Raw genomic sequence first — 17,404 nt, forward strand, 5'->3', positions numbered from 1 at the left:
CTCCGTGAGTTAATTGTTTTCGTCGACATTAATGATACACGGTTCCCCTATGGCTTTTCTATTTTTAAGTGTTGCATTTCATTTTACAATTAACCAAAAAAATTAGTCTTACTATTTTCTTCTACCCTTTTCTATGATTACACCATCCAATACACAGCTTAAACTCCTATATTCTTGAGACTCTAAAAACTTTCAATCAAAGCACTCTACATATCTTTCTACTATATAGTAGAAACTATATTTATTTCATTCCCTCCAGTGAAATTTCAAAACTAACAAAAAAACCCACTTCATTCTCTTACTAAGAGAATGAAATGGGTTTAATGATTCATTAATCGATCTTGATGATGTTTTCGTCGTTACGGTTTACTTTACCTGACTTCTCGATTGTTACTTGTTGACCTTCTTTAAGGTTCGTGAAGACAATCGGTGTCATGATGGAAGGCGCGTTTTCTTTGATGTAGTCTAGATCCACTTCCAGTAATGGTTGACCTGCTTCTACCTGGTCTCCCTCTTTTACCAGCGCTTCGAATCCTTTACCTTCTAATTTAACCGTATCGATTCCAACATGGATCAAAACTTCACGGCCTGATTTGGACTCAAGTCCGATGGCATGTTTCGTCGGGAATACGTTTACGACTTTACCTGTGATAGGAGAAACGATTGTTCCTTCTGTCGGTACGATCGCGAAACCGTCACCCATCATTTTTCCTGAGAATACCTGATCAGGCACTTCCGTGATGTCTTTGATTTCTCCAGTGATAGGAGCTACGAACTTTTCGTTCTTTTGTTCTTCAGTTGTTTGAAGTGCATCCGGGTTCACTTCTTCAATTTGTTGCTCAACTTCTTCATTTGCGCTTGTTTCTACTCTACGTGGAGCTTTCCCGCGGATGATATCTTGCATTTGTGATTTGATCGTATCTGACTTAGGTCCGAAGATTGCTTGAATGTTGTCTCCTACTTCAAGTACTCCTGAAGCACCTAATTTTTTCAGGCGTTTCTTATCGACACTCTTGACATCATTAACAGAAACACGGAGACGAGTGATACATGCGTCTAAGTGAGCGATGTTTTCTTGTCCACCCATTGCTTCCAGGATATTGTATGGAAGGTCCCCAGCTGAACTTGCCGGTGATCCATCGTCATCTTCATCTACATCTTCACGACCAGGAGTCATGAGATTGAACTTGCGGATAGCGAAACGGAATCCGAAGTAGTAAATGACAGCAAAGACTGCCCCTACAGGAATAACGATCCATGCGTTTGTTTGAGGGTTGATTAGACCGAATAGGATATAGTCGATTAAACCACCTGAGAATGTCATACCGATTTTTACATCTAATAGATGCATGGTTAAGAATGATAAACCGGCAAAGATAGTATGGATACCAAATAGTACCGGTGCTACGAATAAGAATGAGAATTCGATTGGTTCTGTGATACCTGTTAAGAAAGAAGTTAAAGCTGCCGAGCCCATGATACCGGCTACTACTGCTTTTCTTTCAGGTTTTGCTTCATGGTAGATCGCTAATGCCGCTGCCGGAAGACCGAACATCATGAATGGGAATTTACCAGTCATGAAGGTACCTGCAGTTAGATCTTGTACACCATCTTGAATCTGTTTCATGAAGATCGCCTGGTCTCCACGAATAATGTTTCCAGCTTCTGAAGTATACGTACCGAACTCAAACCAGAATGGTGAGTAGAAAATGTGGTGAAGTCCGAATGGTATAAGAGCACGTTCGATGACTCCAAATATGAAAGCAGCAAATGCTCTGTTTTCACCAAGCATAAAGTTAGAGAATGAATTCAGGCCATTTTGAATCGGTGGCCAGATTAATAACATTAATAATCCTAACACAACCGCAGAAGCTGCCGTTGCGATTGGAACAAATCGTTTACCTGCAAAGAATCCCAAGTATGAAGGAAGTTCGATTTGGAAGAAACGATTGTACATAGCCGCCGCGAGTATCCCGACGATAATACCGCCGAATACCCCGGTTTGAAGTGTAGGTATTCCGAGAACAAGTGCGTATGCAGGATCTACACCATCACCTGTTACATCCCCGATTTCTAATCCTTCAACTGTTCCCATTGTTACGTTCATAATCAAGAAACCAACGATTGCCGCTAAGCCGGCTACCCCTTCACCACCTGCTAACCCGATGGCTACACCCACTGCGAATAACAGGGCTAAGTTTCCAAAAATAATTCCACCTGCTTGTTCCATGACGCTTGCGACCATTTCAACGCCGCCGTTTGATAGGAATGGAGCAATTTCTAATAACGTCGGATTTTGCAATGCATTACCGAATGCAAGCAGCAGACCGGCTGCAGGTAAGATCGCTACAGGCAGCATGAGGGCTTTACCGACTTTTTGTAAAACACCAAAAGCCTTTTTAAACATGAAGTTTCCTCCTTTTATTTCGTTCTTTTTTCAACTAATTAGATGATGAATGCAAACAAAAAAGGCATGAGAAAAGAGGATAATGAACGTATAAGGATAGACTACCCCAAATTATACGTTTCAATCATCTTCTTCACTCATGCCTGATCGTATCAGTAACACGTAAGAAAGATAAGTGCTTTATTTAACTTTACTCTGAATACGCTGCAAGTGCATGGTTAAATATACAGCCTCTGCATCGTAAACAGGTTTTTGTAATGTTTGCTGCATCATCTTGATCAGCTTCCAAGATAAATTATAGCAGAGAGGGTATTCCTCTTTCAACAGTTTTGCGATTTTTTCTGGTTCTTCTACTCGTTCTCCCCTAAGTACCCGCTCTATTGTATATCGAATGTGGCGCACAAGCCTCATATAATCGACGCTTTCCTTATTAATCTTCACATCCAGCTGTTGTTCGATCATGGCGGTCAGGCGACCAATCAACTGGGAGTGTTGATTCACTTCCGACAGATCCTTGTTCATCATGGCGCTATGGATATGAAGGGCAATAAATCCCACTTCCCCTTCCGGCAAATGAACATCAGTCATTTCATTGATCATACCAACCACTTCTCTGGCTATTTCGTATTCGAATGGATACAGCGTCCTTGTTTCAACCAGAAACGGATTGCGGATCTCCATCCCTCTCATCAATCGGTTAATCGCAAAAAGGATATGGTCGGTCAGGGCGATGTGAATATGCTCATTTAGAAAAGAGTTGGTTCTTTTCCTGATTAACTCGATGGCAGAAATAATGACGTTTGACATATCATCATTTAAGAAAGGAAGGAGGTTTTTGTACTGTTCCTGCTCTTTCTCTCCTTTTAACACAAACATTTTTTCTGCAATATCATTCTGAATGGGGTCCCCTTTTTTACGGTTGAACCCTATCCCTTTACCGATCAGCACGACTTCACCGTAGCTCTCGTGATCCGCAATTAATACATTGTTATTTAAAGCTTTTTTCACATTTAAAGTAGACATCGTCATTCTCCCCATAATTTCGACCATTTTCGACACTATCCGATTCCATGATTTTAACGAAAACCCTCACTTTTTTCAATTCATACTTACTCTACACGTATATCTTCTCTAGACCCTCCCCCGTTTCCTCTATTTATGATTCACTCTTTTCCGTTAAAAAATTAGGAGGCTCTTTTCATAAAGTTAGTTGCTATTGTAGAAAAGAAAGTACTAGTTGATTTCCGCTCCAGGATGCTCGCTTTCCGCGGGGCTGGCGGTGAGCCTCCTCGGCTGCGCCTCCGGGGTCTCACCTGTCCAGCTATTCCCGCAGGAGTCGAGCACCCTTCCGCTACAATCAACTTTCTGAGCATGTATCCTTAATTGAAAACAATTAATACAAGCTTTTTAGCAAACAATCTCATTTAAAGTAAGTAAAGATTGATTGGCTTAGGGAAGGAGAATTGTTTTTCTAATTTTTTTGTTTTCTGGTACACCTTTAAGCTCTGTCACAAAGATGCTGTTAAAGATGGTGAGGTGAACTGCGCAGACTTCTGCGGAAGTACGGGCGAGCCGAGACCCCGTTCGGCTAAGCTGAGGAGGCTCGGCCGAACGCTAGCTGCAAGCGGAGCAGTTCCCCTCACCATCTAGCACTCGCTAATTGCCAGAGCATTGCAGAGCATATGTTAAAAACCAACAATTTCTTAGAAAAGAGCGAATAAGAAAAAGCTGATCTACGAGAGACCAGCTTAAAGAATGTTTTGTTTTAAACTAAGAATATAAAGTACAGAACGAAGATAATAAACAAGAAATACATGATAGGGTGGATTTCTTTTGCGCGACCTTTCATGATCATCGTGATAGGGTAGAAGATAAATCCGATCGCGATGCCAGTGGCGATACTGTATGTTAATGGCATGGCTACGATCGTTAAGAATGCAGGCACTGCTACCTCAAACTTCTTCCAATCAATTTCACCCAGTGATGAAACCATCAATACCCCTACAATGATAAGTGCCGGTGCTGTTACTGCCGATGTAATGACCGCAAGCAGAGGGAAGAAGAAAATCGAGAGTAAGAATAAGACTGCCGTTACCACTGACGCAAATCCTGTTCTCGCTCCTGCCGCCACCCCTGCTGAAGATTCGATGTAAGACGTGGTCGTTGATGTCCCTAAGATTGCTCCTACCACTGTTGCACATGAGTCAGCAAATAAAGCCTTACCAGCGCGTGGTAATTTATTTTCCTTCATTAATCCTGCTTGATTGGCTACCGCTACAAGGGTTCCCGCCGTATCGAAGAAATCAACGAATAAGAATGTTAGAATCACTACAAGCATTTGAATCGTAAAAATACTGCCCGCATCATTGAATAGTGGATCTAATGCCGCTCCAAACGTAGGAGCAAGACTTGGTGCTGCATCTACTACTTTTTCCGGCGTGTCGATTAACCCAACGATCATTCCGACGATTGCCGTTACAACCATCCCGATGAATATACCGCCTTTAACGCCTCTTGTCATCAGGATGACGGTAATGATGATTCCGAAAATGGCGAGAAGAGTCGAGCCATTTGTTAAATCTCCAAGTCCCACTAAAACTGCATCATTGTTCACAATGATCCCTGCATTTTGAAATCCGATAAAGGTGATGAAAAGTCCAATACCCGCTCCCACGGCATACTTCAATTCAGATGGGATTGAGTTAATAATTTTTTCCCGGATACCCGACAGTGTGAGTACGATGAAAATCAAACCTGAAATTAACACACCTGTCAACGCGGATTGCCACGGCACACCCATCGTCAATACTACTGTGTATGCGAAGAATGCGTTCAAACCCATACCAGGTGCTAAAGCTATCGGATATTTTGCAATCAGCCCCATAATCAAGGAACCAATCGCAGCCGCCAATGCCGTAGCGACGAATACTGCACCGTAATCCATTCTCATGCTATCCGGAAGATCGGGTACGGATTGAAGGGTTAACGTCAATGGGTTGACGATCAGGATATAAGCCATTGAAAGAAACGTCGTTAATCCCCCGATGATTTCCCTTCTATAAGTCGTTCCTAACTGGTCAAACTGAAAGAAATTTTTCATTCTTGTACTCCTCCTATTGAGTCGTCGCAGAATCTTCCATTTCCATAAAAAAAGCCTCGAACTACCAGAGTTCAAGGCTTTGACTGTTAAGATCATGATGAATAGGTAAATGAAAAAAATATTAAACAGCCCTATTCACAATCACCTCGTAGTCAAGCCATTTACGGTAGCTTGGTAGAAACGCTCGGGCCCTATTCCCGAAATTATACGACGTAATACTATTATAATGTTTCGTTATGATTACAGTACTATTGTACCAACACAAACCATGACCGTCAACACTAAATACGAACATTATTTATTATCATTTGTATTAATGTTCGCTTTATACACAAAATGACAGGCGTTTCCCGTTTTTTGTCGAATTCTAAAAATCGACCTTCGACGGGAAGTGCCTGTCACCTATCTATACAAGAATCTATAAATTTCTATTCCCATTCAATCGTCGCAGGTGGCTTACTCGTCACATCATACACAACGCGGTTGATATGATCGACTTCGTTTACGATGCGCGTTGAGATTTTCTCCAGTACATCCCAAGGAATACGGGCCCAGTCGGAAGTCATACCGTCAATGGATGTCACAGCACGGATTCCGATTGTATAGTCATAGGTTCTCGCATCCCCCATCACTCCGACGCTTCGGATGTCAGGCAGGACCGTGAAGTATTGCCAAATGTCACGATCAAGTCCCGCTTTCTTGATTTCATCACGCAGAATGTAATCAGACTCACGAACAATCTCAAGCTTCTGTTCAGAAATTTCACCAAGCACACGAATTCCAAGACCCGGTCCCGGGAATGGTTGACGCCATACGATTTCATCAGGAATACCCAGTTCAGATCCTAATGCACGCACTTCATCTTTGAATAATGTGTTCAATGGCTCAATAAGTGTGAACTGCATGTCTTCAGGCAGTCCACCAACATTGTGGTGAGATTTGATCGTCTGTGCAGTGGCTGTTCCACTTTCAATGATGTCTGTATATAAAGTTCCTTGCGCAAGATACTCGATACCTTTAAGCTTCGTCGCTTCATCATCAAACACGTAAATAAATTCATTCCCGATGATTTTACGTTTTTGCTCAGGGTCAGAAACGCCTTTCAATTTATTTAAGAAGCGGTCCTGTGCATCCACTTTAATGACGTTCATATTAAAGCCATCAGAGAAGGTTTTCATTACACTGTCTGCTTCACCTTTACGAAGAAGGCCGTGATCGACGAAAATACATGTCAATTGATCACCGATTGCTTTATGGATCAAAACAGCCACAACGGAAGAGTCCACTCCTCCACTTAATGCGCAAAGAACCTTTTTATCTCCAACTATTTGACGGATCTTCTCCATTTCGATTTCAATGAAATTCTCCATGGACCAGTCGCCTGTGCAGCCACACACTTCGAATACGAAGTTTTTCAGCATTTCATTCCCGTGCACAGAGTGACGTACCTCGGGATGGAATTGAACGGCATATAACCCTTGTTCTTCGTTACTCATGGAAGCAATCGGACAAGAAGGGTTCGTTGCGTTCACACTAAAGCCTGCAGGAGCTTCCACGACAAGATCTCCATGACTCATCCATACGACTTGCTCTTCCGGAAGGTTGGAGAATAACTTAGATTGTTTTTCAATATTGATAGCCGCTTTTCCGTATTCACGGTGCTTCGCGCGTTCCACTTTCCCGCCGAAGTGCATGGTCATAAGCTGCATACCGTAGCAGATTCCCAGAATCGGAATGTCCAAATCAAAGATACGCTCATCGCAACGGAATGAGTCTTCACCGTAGACACTGTTCGGCCCCCCGGAGAAGATGATCCCGGTTGGATTCATTTCCTGGATTTCTTCAAGGGTAACTGTATGCGGGTGGAGCTCACTATAAACACCAAACTCACGAATTCTTCGCGTGATTAATTGATTGTATTGACTTCCAAAGTCCAAAACGACGATCATTTCTTGATTGTGCAATTCTTCTTTACCAAGCATTCAGTTCACCTCATCAGTTTTTTTATGGGTCAGGACGGACTCCATCCTTAAAGTACCTGTTGTTGTTAGCATTCCTAAAAAAATAAAAAAAACCAGATTTCGCCTTAAAAAAAGGCAGAATTCCAGTTTTTTGCATACAGGGATGTCAAATTAGAACACTGCCTTCATAGTCCAGTCATTTAAGGTGACCGGGTAGATACTTTCGAACCGTATTATCGAGGATATACGAAGGATGCTAACGAACGTTTTATGAATTTGACATCATTTTATACCTTGTTTTAAAAAGGGTCAACCTGTTGTCCTTTTAATTAAATTTTCCCATAATTCCCTCATCTTCGTCCAATCTTCTTCCGCTTGCCTCTGACCATATAAAATACGTTCATAATTATTGGTCAGGCTCGTCATTTCATGGGTGCCAAAGAATGAGTCAATATATCGCGAATATCCCCTCAACGTTTGCCCGTCATCCATTTTCAGTCCGTATCTCTCAAGCTGTTTGATTAAAGAAAGATAGGCTTCGGAAAACGCGCCATCTGATGATTTTCTGCGATAATAGAAAATCAGGACATACGGCATCCACCGTCTTCTTACAATGTATAAAGCAATTCCCATGATAAGCAAGAGCATGAATCCCATCACAAGCTTGCCCCAGTTTTCCACAAAGAATGTTTGAATATCATCCCAAAGCTTCGACAGAGAAAAACCGCTTCCAGCCGCTCTTGAATCATCCTCTTCAGGTTGAATCGGCTGTTTCGGTGTTTCCTCTTTCTCAGGAACAGGGACTTCGCTGTTATCCGAATCAGGTACATCCAGGTCATATTGATAAGAAACATTATTACTGAATCCAACAGTAGGCTCGAACGGCACCCATCCTACTTCCGGGAAGAATACCTCCACCCAGGAGTGAGCATTATTATTGGAAACCTCATAAAGCTTATACGTCGTATCCACTTGTCTACTGTATTCCCCTTCTGTATATCCCTTTGCCCAACGTGCCGGGATTCCAAGTGCCCGGACTAACACCACCATGGAAGTCGAGAAGTTATCACAATACCCTCTCTGGGTTTCAAATAGGAACTGATCCACGTAGTCCTGCCCTTCTTCAGGCACCGGCACGTCAAATTGGTCGTACACATAAGCTTCTTTCGAAAAATAATTCTCGATCGCCCTTACTTTGTCATACCAATTATCTTCTTCCGATGTAATCTCAAAAGCCAAGTCCTTCACACGCTGGGGAGTCGTTTCAGGAAGTTGTGTATAACGGTCCACAAATTCAGGAGTCTGCATGATTTCCTGACTTTCGTTCGCTGCTTTCATCTTCTTCTGCGAATAGGAAGGAGATCGATAAGAAAGTTCATACTCCTCTAATTTAACGGCCTCGTCTTCCCCTTCATAACTTGTAACCTTTTCGTTAACAGGATTAAAGGAGAAATAACCTTCTTCATTTCCGATTATTCTTTCTATCCCATAAGGATAGACAACATGGGAATAGGTTCGTTCCACCATTACCCGCTCTGTTTCCACTTCTCGTTCTCCATCCGGTTCGTTTGTTGTGAAGGGAACCATTTCCTCTGAATCAAAAGGGATGGCGGCCAGCTGGTCATCTGGAATGGATCGCTCCCAGCCCTTGCCTGTATATAAATCCTTCGTTTCAATTCTCCAGTAGTGTTCTCTCGTTACTTCCGCATTAAAAATGACAGTAGGATCACCGACAAAGGGACCCCCAAGCTGAGAATCATCTGCATCATACCCAACTTTGTTCACGCCACTTCCCCCGGCTCCTTCTGCAAAGGATTGAATATAAGGAACCGGATCCGGCCAGATAGGATCTGCCTTGGGCGCCGCAAAAGCAACAACTGAACTCACCCCAAGCATAACCGTAAGCGGTACAATCCAGCGGTGCCTGCTCATCTTGGATCCAAGAAGGTTCTCCCTTTGAACCAAACGTTCGAGAGCCAAGAGGCCCATTAACAGAAAGCCGAAAATGACCACCCGGATAATCGCCCGATCTCCTTCATAAATCGTGAACGTATCGATCAGACAAATATAGGTCACGGTCATCACATAAAAGAGGAGAATCGTCTTTCTGACGGATAACCAGTAATAAAGCAAATACGTCATCAGCCATAGTAAAATAAAGAACAACAAGCTTCTGTACTCGAACGAAAGACTTGGCCATTCACGACCAAATGTCAAACCGATATTCTGCCATAGGTCTTTCCCAAATTTCTCTAACCATGTAAAGGTAAAAAATGAACCTGAATAATACAATCCATGCAACGCAAACAAGATAAAGGATAGCTTAACCGCCGCTGTCATGAAATAGTGAATCCTGAAATAGGACAGGACAAGTGATAAAGCAATAAATACCACAAAATACGTCAAGCTCCCTGTATCCGTCACTACCTGAAGAGGCTTCAGCCATTCCCATAGAAGCAGAAACCCAAACAAGTAAATCATAATCGTAAAAAATCGGTGTTTAGGTGATTCCTGACTCATGCTCGCTTCACCTCCATAAAGGCAGAAGAAAAGTCACCTTCAAAGCATACCTTCAGTCGAATACCACGGGACGAGGCGTAAGCTTTCAACGATTTCTCCTCGGCCGTATAGGCGTCCCCTTTACGCTTGACCAAAAAGATCACAACCGAACTGTTCCGCTTCGCATACTGATTCACACTCATGATCATCTTCTTTGAAACAGACGAGGTGACAAACAGCACAGCTGCGGATTGGGAGTAGTTCAACCCTTCCCCCTGCAGTACTTTTCCTAAAGCGTAAGGGCTATCCTGTCTGACCTTCGCCAGATGATAGAATAGCTGACTTTGATGCTCTTCACCGCCGCGAATCGGAAAGGAAACATGATCTTCACCAATCGAAACCAGTCCCACCTGCGCCCCTTTTTTCAAAATGGACCGAATCATCGAAGCCGACAATGTCACCATCGATTCAAAGGCAGGAGAACCTTCCCGATCCAGTACCATCAGCACATCGTGGGATTGACGTTCCTCAAACTCCTTCGTCATCAGCTCATTGGTTCTGGCAAAGGTCTTCCAATGAATCCACGAGAAGCGATCCCCCGGTTGATAATCACGTATACCCGTTGCCATCGTCGTATCCTTCTGGATCTTCACATTTGAAGTGGTCATCCCTTGATCATAACGATTTTCCAGAGGCCTGTAAGGAACATCGACGAACGCCGGATATACAAGAAGCTTATTGGTGCAATCGATGGATGCTTCCTTTTCGAATATGCCAAAGAAATCGCCCGCACGGAGCCGGACAGCAGAGAAAACATGCTCTCCACGGGGCAGTTCTTCTATGTAATACGTGAGCTTGATTCGTTTTCTGAACCCAGGGTGAATCATTGCTTTCGCCTTTTGAAAACTGGAATGGTGAAAAACGGAATCTGTCACCACATCCTCTAACACCATATAAAATAAAGGAAATGGAATCTTTCGTGAAAGGGTAATCGTCACCTTCAACTCATCCCCCGCTTTGTACTCATTGGATTCGAAACTCCTCTCTACATAAAACTCAGAAAGAGGATATAAGAATACAGAAGCAGCATAAAGGGCGAATGGCAGAAAGCTATAAAATAAAAACCAGCTGACAAATCCCCCCTGGAACATCGCGTAAGAAAACGAGATCCCCACTAAAATGAGCAACAGCAGAAACTTCCCCAAGGGTTTAAGAAATTGAAGTTTCGTCTTCATCCTATCTCACAAGCCTTTGTACGGGAACCGGGATACGCGCCATCACTCTTTCCACTACTTCTTCCGGAGTGATACCTTCATATCTCGCTTCAGATTTCATGATGATTCGGTGTGAGAATACAAAAGGTGCCAGGAATTGAACGTCATCGGGAACCACATAATCCCTGCCCCTTAAAAAGGCATAAGCCTGGCATGCCTTCATTAACGCGATGGATCCACGTGGACTCGCCCCCAAGTAAACATTGGCATGAATCCTTGTACGATTCGCAATTTCCACAATGTATTTCTTGATTGTGTCATCGACTACTACATCTTTCACTTCCCCTTGGATATATCTCAATTCCTCCAACGTCATTACAGGCTCCAACTCATCGATCGGCGGGTTTTTCTGAGCGCGATGAAGAACCTCCATCTCTTCTTCCGGTTCAGGATACCCCATTTTCATCTTTAATAAGAAGCGGTCAAGCTGCGCTTCCGGTAGAGGATATGTCCCTTCATACTCAATCGGATTCTGGGTCGCCATAACAAAGAAAGGTTTATCAAGCTTCCTTGTCATCCCGTCGATCGTCACGCTGCTCTCTTCCATGCCCTCAAGTAGTGCGGACTGGGTCTTCGGTGACGTCCGGTTAATTTCATCCGCGAGAATAATGTTCCCCATGATCGGACCCGGCCTGAATGTAAATTCCATTTCCTTCGGGTTATAAATCGATACCCCAATCACATCCGAAGGCAATAGATCCGGAGTGAACTGAATGCGTTTGAAGCTCGCTCCCACCGATTTCGCCAGTGCACGGACCATCATCGTTTTCCCTACACCGGGAACGTCCTCGAGCAATACATGCCCACCGGCCAGAAGTGAAACGACACTCAGTTCCGCTACCTTCCTCTTTCCAATCATGACTTTCTCTATATTATCAATAATACTTTGCAGCTTCGGGTTTACCATTTCATAAGTCATCTTACCCCTCCTGGATACATCAATATCGTCCTTAACTATTACTACTTTCGTTTAATATGTCGAAAATCCTCTATAAAATGGAAAAATAATATAGAAATTTTAGGGATTTGGTAGGATATAAGTACCCATGGTTCTGTTACCGTCCGTTTCTGTCGATTGTCAAAATACGTAGTCAAATTAAAAAGCCAACCCCCGCATGCTGAGAGTTGGCTTCGTTCCATTCTTATTTCCAAAAATCATCAAACACCGTTACAGGCAGATGACGTTTATGCTGTGTTTTCAGGTAATGACCTTCAATTGCTTTCTTTGCTTCAAGAGGCACTTCTTTTCCTTCCAGATAATCGTCCAACTGATCATAAGTGACACCAAGTGCCTCTTCATCCGGAATTTGCGGACGGTCTTCCTCAAGGTCTGCCGTTGGTTTCTTATTGTACAAGTGTTCCGGACAGCCAAGTTCCATTAAGAGCTTCTTCCCTTGTCGTTTGTTCAGACGGAAAAGGGGAACGATATCAGCCGCTCCATCACCGTACTTCGTATAAAAGCCCGTAACCGCTTCAGCAGAATGATCGGTACCCAGTACAATACCATCCTTCATGGCAGCAATGGCGAATTGAACTTTCATCCGTTCACGTGCCTTTTCGTTTCCTTTGACAAAGTCGGAAAGCTCGATGCCGCTTTTCTTCAAAGCTTCGACGCTGGCATCGACTGCAGGCTGGACATTCACCGTCATCGATACGGTCGGGTCAATGAATTCCACTGCATCAATGGCGTCCTCGGCATCTCCCTGCTCACCGTAGGGAAGTCTCACGGCGTAAAAAGCATAATCCGCTGAACCGGATTCCTCGTTCATCTCGTTGATAGCCATCTGTGCAAGTTTTCCTAATAAAGTGGAATCCTGACCACCTGAAATGCCAAGGACCAAGCTTTTCAAAAATGAATGCTTTTTCAAGTACGATTTCATAAAATCAATACTGCGGCGTATTTCTTCCTGCGGGTTGATTTCCGGGGTTACCATCATTTCTTCTACAATTTGTTTTTGAAGAGAATCCATGTTTTCACACTCCATTTAGGTTTTATCATAATTCCTCGATCTGATTAATTTACCCATCTTTTATAGGGACTACATCGTTTTGTTGAATTTCTCTTTTACATCTGCCTTAACCTTTTGAATCAGATTCATTTTGTTCGTCCAGCATTCTTCACTTAAATCCACGGGATATCCTTCTGGGTTCATGGAACGTTTATACTCGTCCCACAGCAGGTCGAGGTTTTCATTCACAAAGGACCTCATTGATTCTAATGATGGAGATGTATAAACCAACTCCCCGTCTTTAAAAATATCCTCGTGAAGCTCTCTCGCTTCAAAGTTGGTGATGAATTTACTAATATAGGTATGCACAGGGTGAAACATTTTCAGTCGGCTTTCATTTTGAGGATTTTCATGCTCCAAGGCAATATATTCCCCTTCTGATTTATGATTAACCGTATTGATGATCCGATAAACCTTTTTAAGTCCAGGTGTTGAGACTTTCTCAGCATTACTGGATATTTTAATCGTATCTTCCATTTCCCCCGATTCGTTTTCAATGGAAGCGAGTTTATATACGGCTCCTAGTGCAGGCTGATCGTATGCTGTTATCAGCTTCGTCCCCACACCCCACACATCAATCCGGGCTCCTTGGGCTTTTAAATTCAGAATCGTATATTCATCCAGATCATTTGACGCAATGATCTTGGTTTCGGTAAAACCTGCTTCATCAAGCATTTTACGGGCTTTCTTGGATAAGTAAGCCATATCACCGCTGTCCAAACGAATACCCTTGAAATGAATCCGGTCGCCAAGTTCTTTTGCTACCTGGATGGCCGTGGGTACACCTGATTTCAATGTGTCGTAAGTATCCACTAAAAACACACAGTCCTTATGGCTCTCAGCGTATTTATGGAAGGCCAGATAATCATCCTGATAAGCCTGAACCATTGAATGGGCATGGGTGCCTGATACCGGCATCCCAAATAACTTACCCGCCCGAACATTACTAGTCGCATCAAAGCCGCCAATATACGCCGCACGCGTCCCCCAAATAGCCGCATCCAGTTCATGGGCCCGTCTCGTCCCAAACTCCATCACAACTTCATCCTGGACCACTTGCTTAATTCGATTCGCCTTCGTCGCAATCAGGGTTTGATAGTTCACGATATTTAAGATCGCCGTCTCCAGTAACTGAGCTTGGGCCAGGGGAGCCTCGACCCGGATAAGAGGAACATTCCCGAACGCAATCTCCCCTTCCTGCATCGAACGGATCGTCCCCGTAAATCGAAGGTCCCCTAAATACTGAAGGAACTCCTCTTCATAACCCAATTCCCTTAAATACTCAATATCACTCTCAGAGAAATGAAACTTTTTCACATATTCAATGATCCGTTCAAGCCCGGCAAACACCGCATATCCATTACCAAAAGGCAGCTTTCGAAAGAACACTTCAAAAACAGCCTTTCGATTATGGAAATCATCATCCCAATACGCCTTCGTCATATTAATCTGATACAAATCTGTATGTAAAGCTAAACTATCATCCGCATAGTGCGTCATGTATTTCTCTCCTTTAAGCTGAAGCCATTTGTCGAACGTGGTGAGTCTTTTCTATTTTAACCAATTTTGGGTGGGATATCGAATGATTTGGGTCAAAAAAAGAACTGACATGGGTCAGTTCTCTAATCTTGTATAACACCAAACTCTTTAAACACTGCTAAAGGCTTCATATATTCCCATTGAACTGTGCCATCAACTGCACTTCCACTTGAGTGAGTAGGAGGTGATTGGCCTGAAGTCCCGGCAACGGTACATTTATAGACAAATCCACTCGCATTGATGAGATCGTTTAGAGAATAGGAAGTATTCGGACTCCATGCATTGGTGTTTACTTGCCCTGATTGAATACATATCCAACCTAAATTCCCTCCAGCTACAGGCATAGCATTATAAATGATTTCCCCTCTTGAATAAATACCCGATGAAGGAGAATTGACCGAATGAGTTGCAGGGTTAAATAATTTATATCTCACTAAATTCGATAGAGTCAGGATTATATTATAAGTTTTATTGTTAGCAATATAAGCTTCCCACACCTCTTTGTCACTTTTAAAATAAGGGATGGTGATTGGTGTGTCTCCTTTATATTCAATGTTATTGGAAATCACTGATGCGATGATTGAATCCGTTATATAGTTATTATCGAATAACGATTCAATACTACTATTATTTATCACAAATTGGCACTCATTAAAGACTACCTTTACACCCTCTGAAATGTTGGACATTGCTTGAAAGAAGTACGGCATTTTAGTCGATTCAAAATGACAGTGATTAAAGATCATATCATTTTTTCTTTTCTCACTATTGATGCAAGTGGATTGAAGAAGGGAATCAACAAATCGACAGGATTCAAATTTCACAGAATGAAAATGCTGGAGGGTCCGAAATCTACAAACAGTAAATTCACAATCCTTGATGAAAATATTACTTGGGACTCCTGTATTAAGTGTAACTAATAAGTTTTCAAATTGACAGTTCACAAAGTCATTAGAAAAATGAACTTCTGGTTGAAATTGGTCATTAGGATCGGCATAGAAGATACAGTCAGTGATTTTGTTTGCAGACTTTACAATCGTACCCCCTACTACCAATTTCACTATATTATCCTTATATATAGCATTCCCTAAAGAACCAATGCCATTTTTAAAGAAATTATTTGATACAACGGTGTTATAACCGGTATTTTCCACATTAAAACTACCTTCAATGTAATTATTCGTGATACTTACAAAAGGATTCTTTTGACCTCCTGCCCCGAATAATAATACGCCTGCTCTACGCATATAATTTCCTCTAATAGAAGTAAACTCTTGATCGTATACTACAATGCCGTAGCCGCCCATATTCGTAATAACATTATTTTCAATAAAAACTGAGTAACCTCTGGTTAGAATTCCATGAAAGCCCCCAGTGATCAGATTATCTCTAATAATGCTGTTATCACCATATGAATCTTCCTGGTTAATCGCATACTTTGTAGAATCAGGAAATTGCGGAGCACCATCTAAAAAATTCGTATTAAATTTACCATTATCACGAATACGATTATTTTTAATTATGCAATACGAACCGCCCATTGTGATTCCGCCACGGTGACCATCATAAATTTCATTGAATTCCACCACATTATGTGCAGGCATCCCTCCAAAGTTTGTGAAAATGTTCAGGTTCCTGCCAGAATCGGATTCATTTCTAAAGATGAATTTGATTTTCTTTGCTCTTTTAGGGATCGAGATGGGGAATAGAACACGCATATTGGTGGTCCTGCCGATAAATGTATTATCCTCTGCATAAAATGCTACATTGAATTCTTTATTGTTTAAGCTGGTTTGCCTTGAATAACCCTGTCCTGAAAGAGAAATCACACTATAATCACCATCAGGTATAGGAACATAATCCGTAATGATGCTATTATTCGATGGAATGACTACCCCACTTCCATCGATGTCCCCAAGGACCGGAGTACCCGGGATACTTCCTCGAATCCATCCAACTGAAGTGAAATTGACATTGTCCCCGGCATACCCACTTATGTCGCAGTGACTCAAAGAACAATAAGAAGCTCCATACGTAAAGGATACTCCATATGTGTGTTCTACATATTTTTCACTCGGATCATTGAAACTGCGTTCATACATATCGCCTATTATTTTCCCGTTGGTTAAATGGGCATTCTTTACCTGGTGAAACTTAAAGGATACTCCGGCAAACAAATGTATCGCTCCAGAAGTTCGTTCATCATATGGAGATTTGTTGTCGGAATCATACATCACCTTTAAGGTTGAACCGTTTAGATTAAACGTAATGTTATCTACTAAGTTAATAGACAAAGGGTAGCAAATTGAATATTCACCCCTCGGTAACATTACGAGTGTATATTCTTTACCATTTGCATATTTTAATGCCCGGTTAATGCCTTTAATATTGTTATAAGCTCTATGATAATCTTCTTCAGAATAGGGCTTCTGTGGCAACCCTTTTTGAATCCCCCAATGCTCTAGATCGATTACATACGTTCCATGCCCATATCTTTCTGAGAATAATTTCTCTGCAAGGTTCTGATCTTTATTAATGAATACAGAATCTGCTACCGTTATAGGAAAAGCGAGCGTCCCTTCTTCATCTATTAATTTTTTTATTCTACCATCCAA

10 protein-coding genes and 2 riboswitches are annotated in these 17,404 nt (G+C 42.3%); all 10 genes read right to left on the reverse strand.

What is annotated here, in order from left to right:
- Window positions 1-331: 331 nt before the first annotated feature.
- On the reverse strand, window positions 332-2,407 hold the full coding sequence (ptsG, locus tag DET59_RS20300; protein ID WP_113971422.1) for a glucose-specific PTS transporter subunit IIBC: 2,076 nt from the start codon (window positions 2,405-2,407) through the stop codon (window positions 332-334).
- A 180-nt stretch (window positions 2,408-2,587) separates the two neighbouring features.
- Complete coding sequence (gene glcT, locus DET59_RS20305; RefSeq protein ID WP_113971423.1) at window positions 2,588-3,430, reverse strand: glucose PTS transporter transcription antiterminator GlcT; 843 nt, start codon at window positions 3,428-3,430, stop codon at window positions 2,588-2,590.
- A gap of 742 nt (window positions 3,431-4,172) precedes the next feature.
- Complete coding sequence (locus DET59_RS20310) at window positions 4,173-5,507, reverse strand: NCS2 family permease (RefSeq protein WP_113971424.1); 1,335 nt, start codon at window positions 5,505-5,507, stop codon at window positions 4,173-4,175.
- A 129-nt stretch (window positions 5,508-5,636) separates the two neighbouring features.
- A riboswitch (purine riboswitch) is annotated at window positions 5,637-5,738 on the reverse strand.
- A 197-nt stretch (window positions 5,739-5,935) separates the two neighbouring features.
- Window positions 5,936-7,489 carry a glutamine-hydrolyzing GMP synthase gene (gene guaA / locus DET59_RS20315; protein ID WP_113971425.1) on the reverse strand — a complete coding sequence of 518 codons (1,554 nt, stop codon included), beginning with the start codon at window positions 7,487-7,489 and terminating at the stop codon, window positions 5,936-5,938.
- A 147-nt stretch (window positions 7,490-7,636) separates the two neighbouring features.
- Window positions 7,637-7,738: riboswitch (purine riboswitch) on the reverse strand.
- A 39-nt stretch (window positions 7,739-7,777) separates the two neighbouring features.
- The gene (locus DET59_RS20320; protein WP_113971426.1) at window positions 7,778-9,988 is read right to left on the reverse strand and encodes a transglutaminase TgpA family protein; all 2,211 of its coding nucleotides are present in this window, start codon (window positions 9,986-9,988) and stop codon (window positions 7,778-7,780) included.
- Window positions 9,985-11,202, reverse strand: a complete 1,218-nt coding sequence (locus tag DET59_RS20325) for a DUF58 domain-containing protein (RefSeq protein WP_113971427.1) — start codon at window positions 11,200-11,202, stop codon at window positions 9,985-9,987. The genes DET59_RS20320 and DET59_RS20325 overlap by 4 nt, the downstream gene beginning before the upstream one ends.
- Window position 11,203: 1 nt before the next feature.
- Window positions 11,204-12,160: an AAA family ATPase gene (locus DET59_RS20330; protein ID WP_113971428.1), complete on the reverse strand. Its 957-nt coding sequence runs from the start codon at window positions 12,158-12,160 to the stop codon at window positions 11,204-11,206.
- A gap of 223 nt (window positions 12,161-12,383) precedes the next feature.
- A complete protein-coding gene (nadE, locus tag DET59_RS20335) occupies window positions 12,384-13,211 on the reverse strand; it encodes an ammonia-dependent NAD(+) synthetase (protein WP_113971429.1) in 828 nt (275 codons plus the stop codon).
- 69 nt (window positions 13,212-13,280) lie between these two features.
- A complete protein-coding gene (locus DET59_RS20340) occupies window positions 13,281-14,750 on the reverse strand; it encodes a nicotinate phosphoribosyltransferase (RefSeq protein ID WP_113971430.1) in 1,470 nt (489 codons plus the stop codon).
- Window positions 14,751-14,872: 122 nt separating this feature from the next.
- Window positions 14,873-17,404 carry a right-handed parallel beta-helix repeat-containing protein gene (locus tag DET59_RS20345; protein WP_181778260.1) on the reverse strand — a complete coding sequence of 844 codons (2,532 nt, stop codon included), beginning with the start codon at window positions 17,402-17,404 and terminating at the stop codon, window positions 14,873-14,875.

This window comes from Rossellomorea aquimaris (assembly GCF_003315075.1).
Taxonomy (GTDB): domain Bacteria; phylum Bacillota; class Bacilli; order Bacillales; family Bacillaceae_B; genus Rossellomorea; species Rossellomorea aquimaris_C.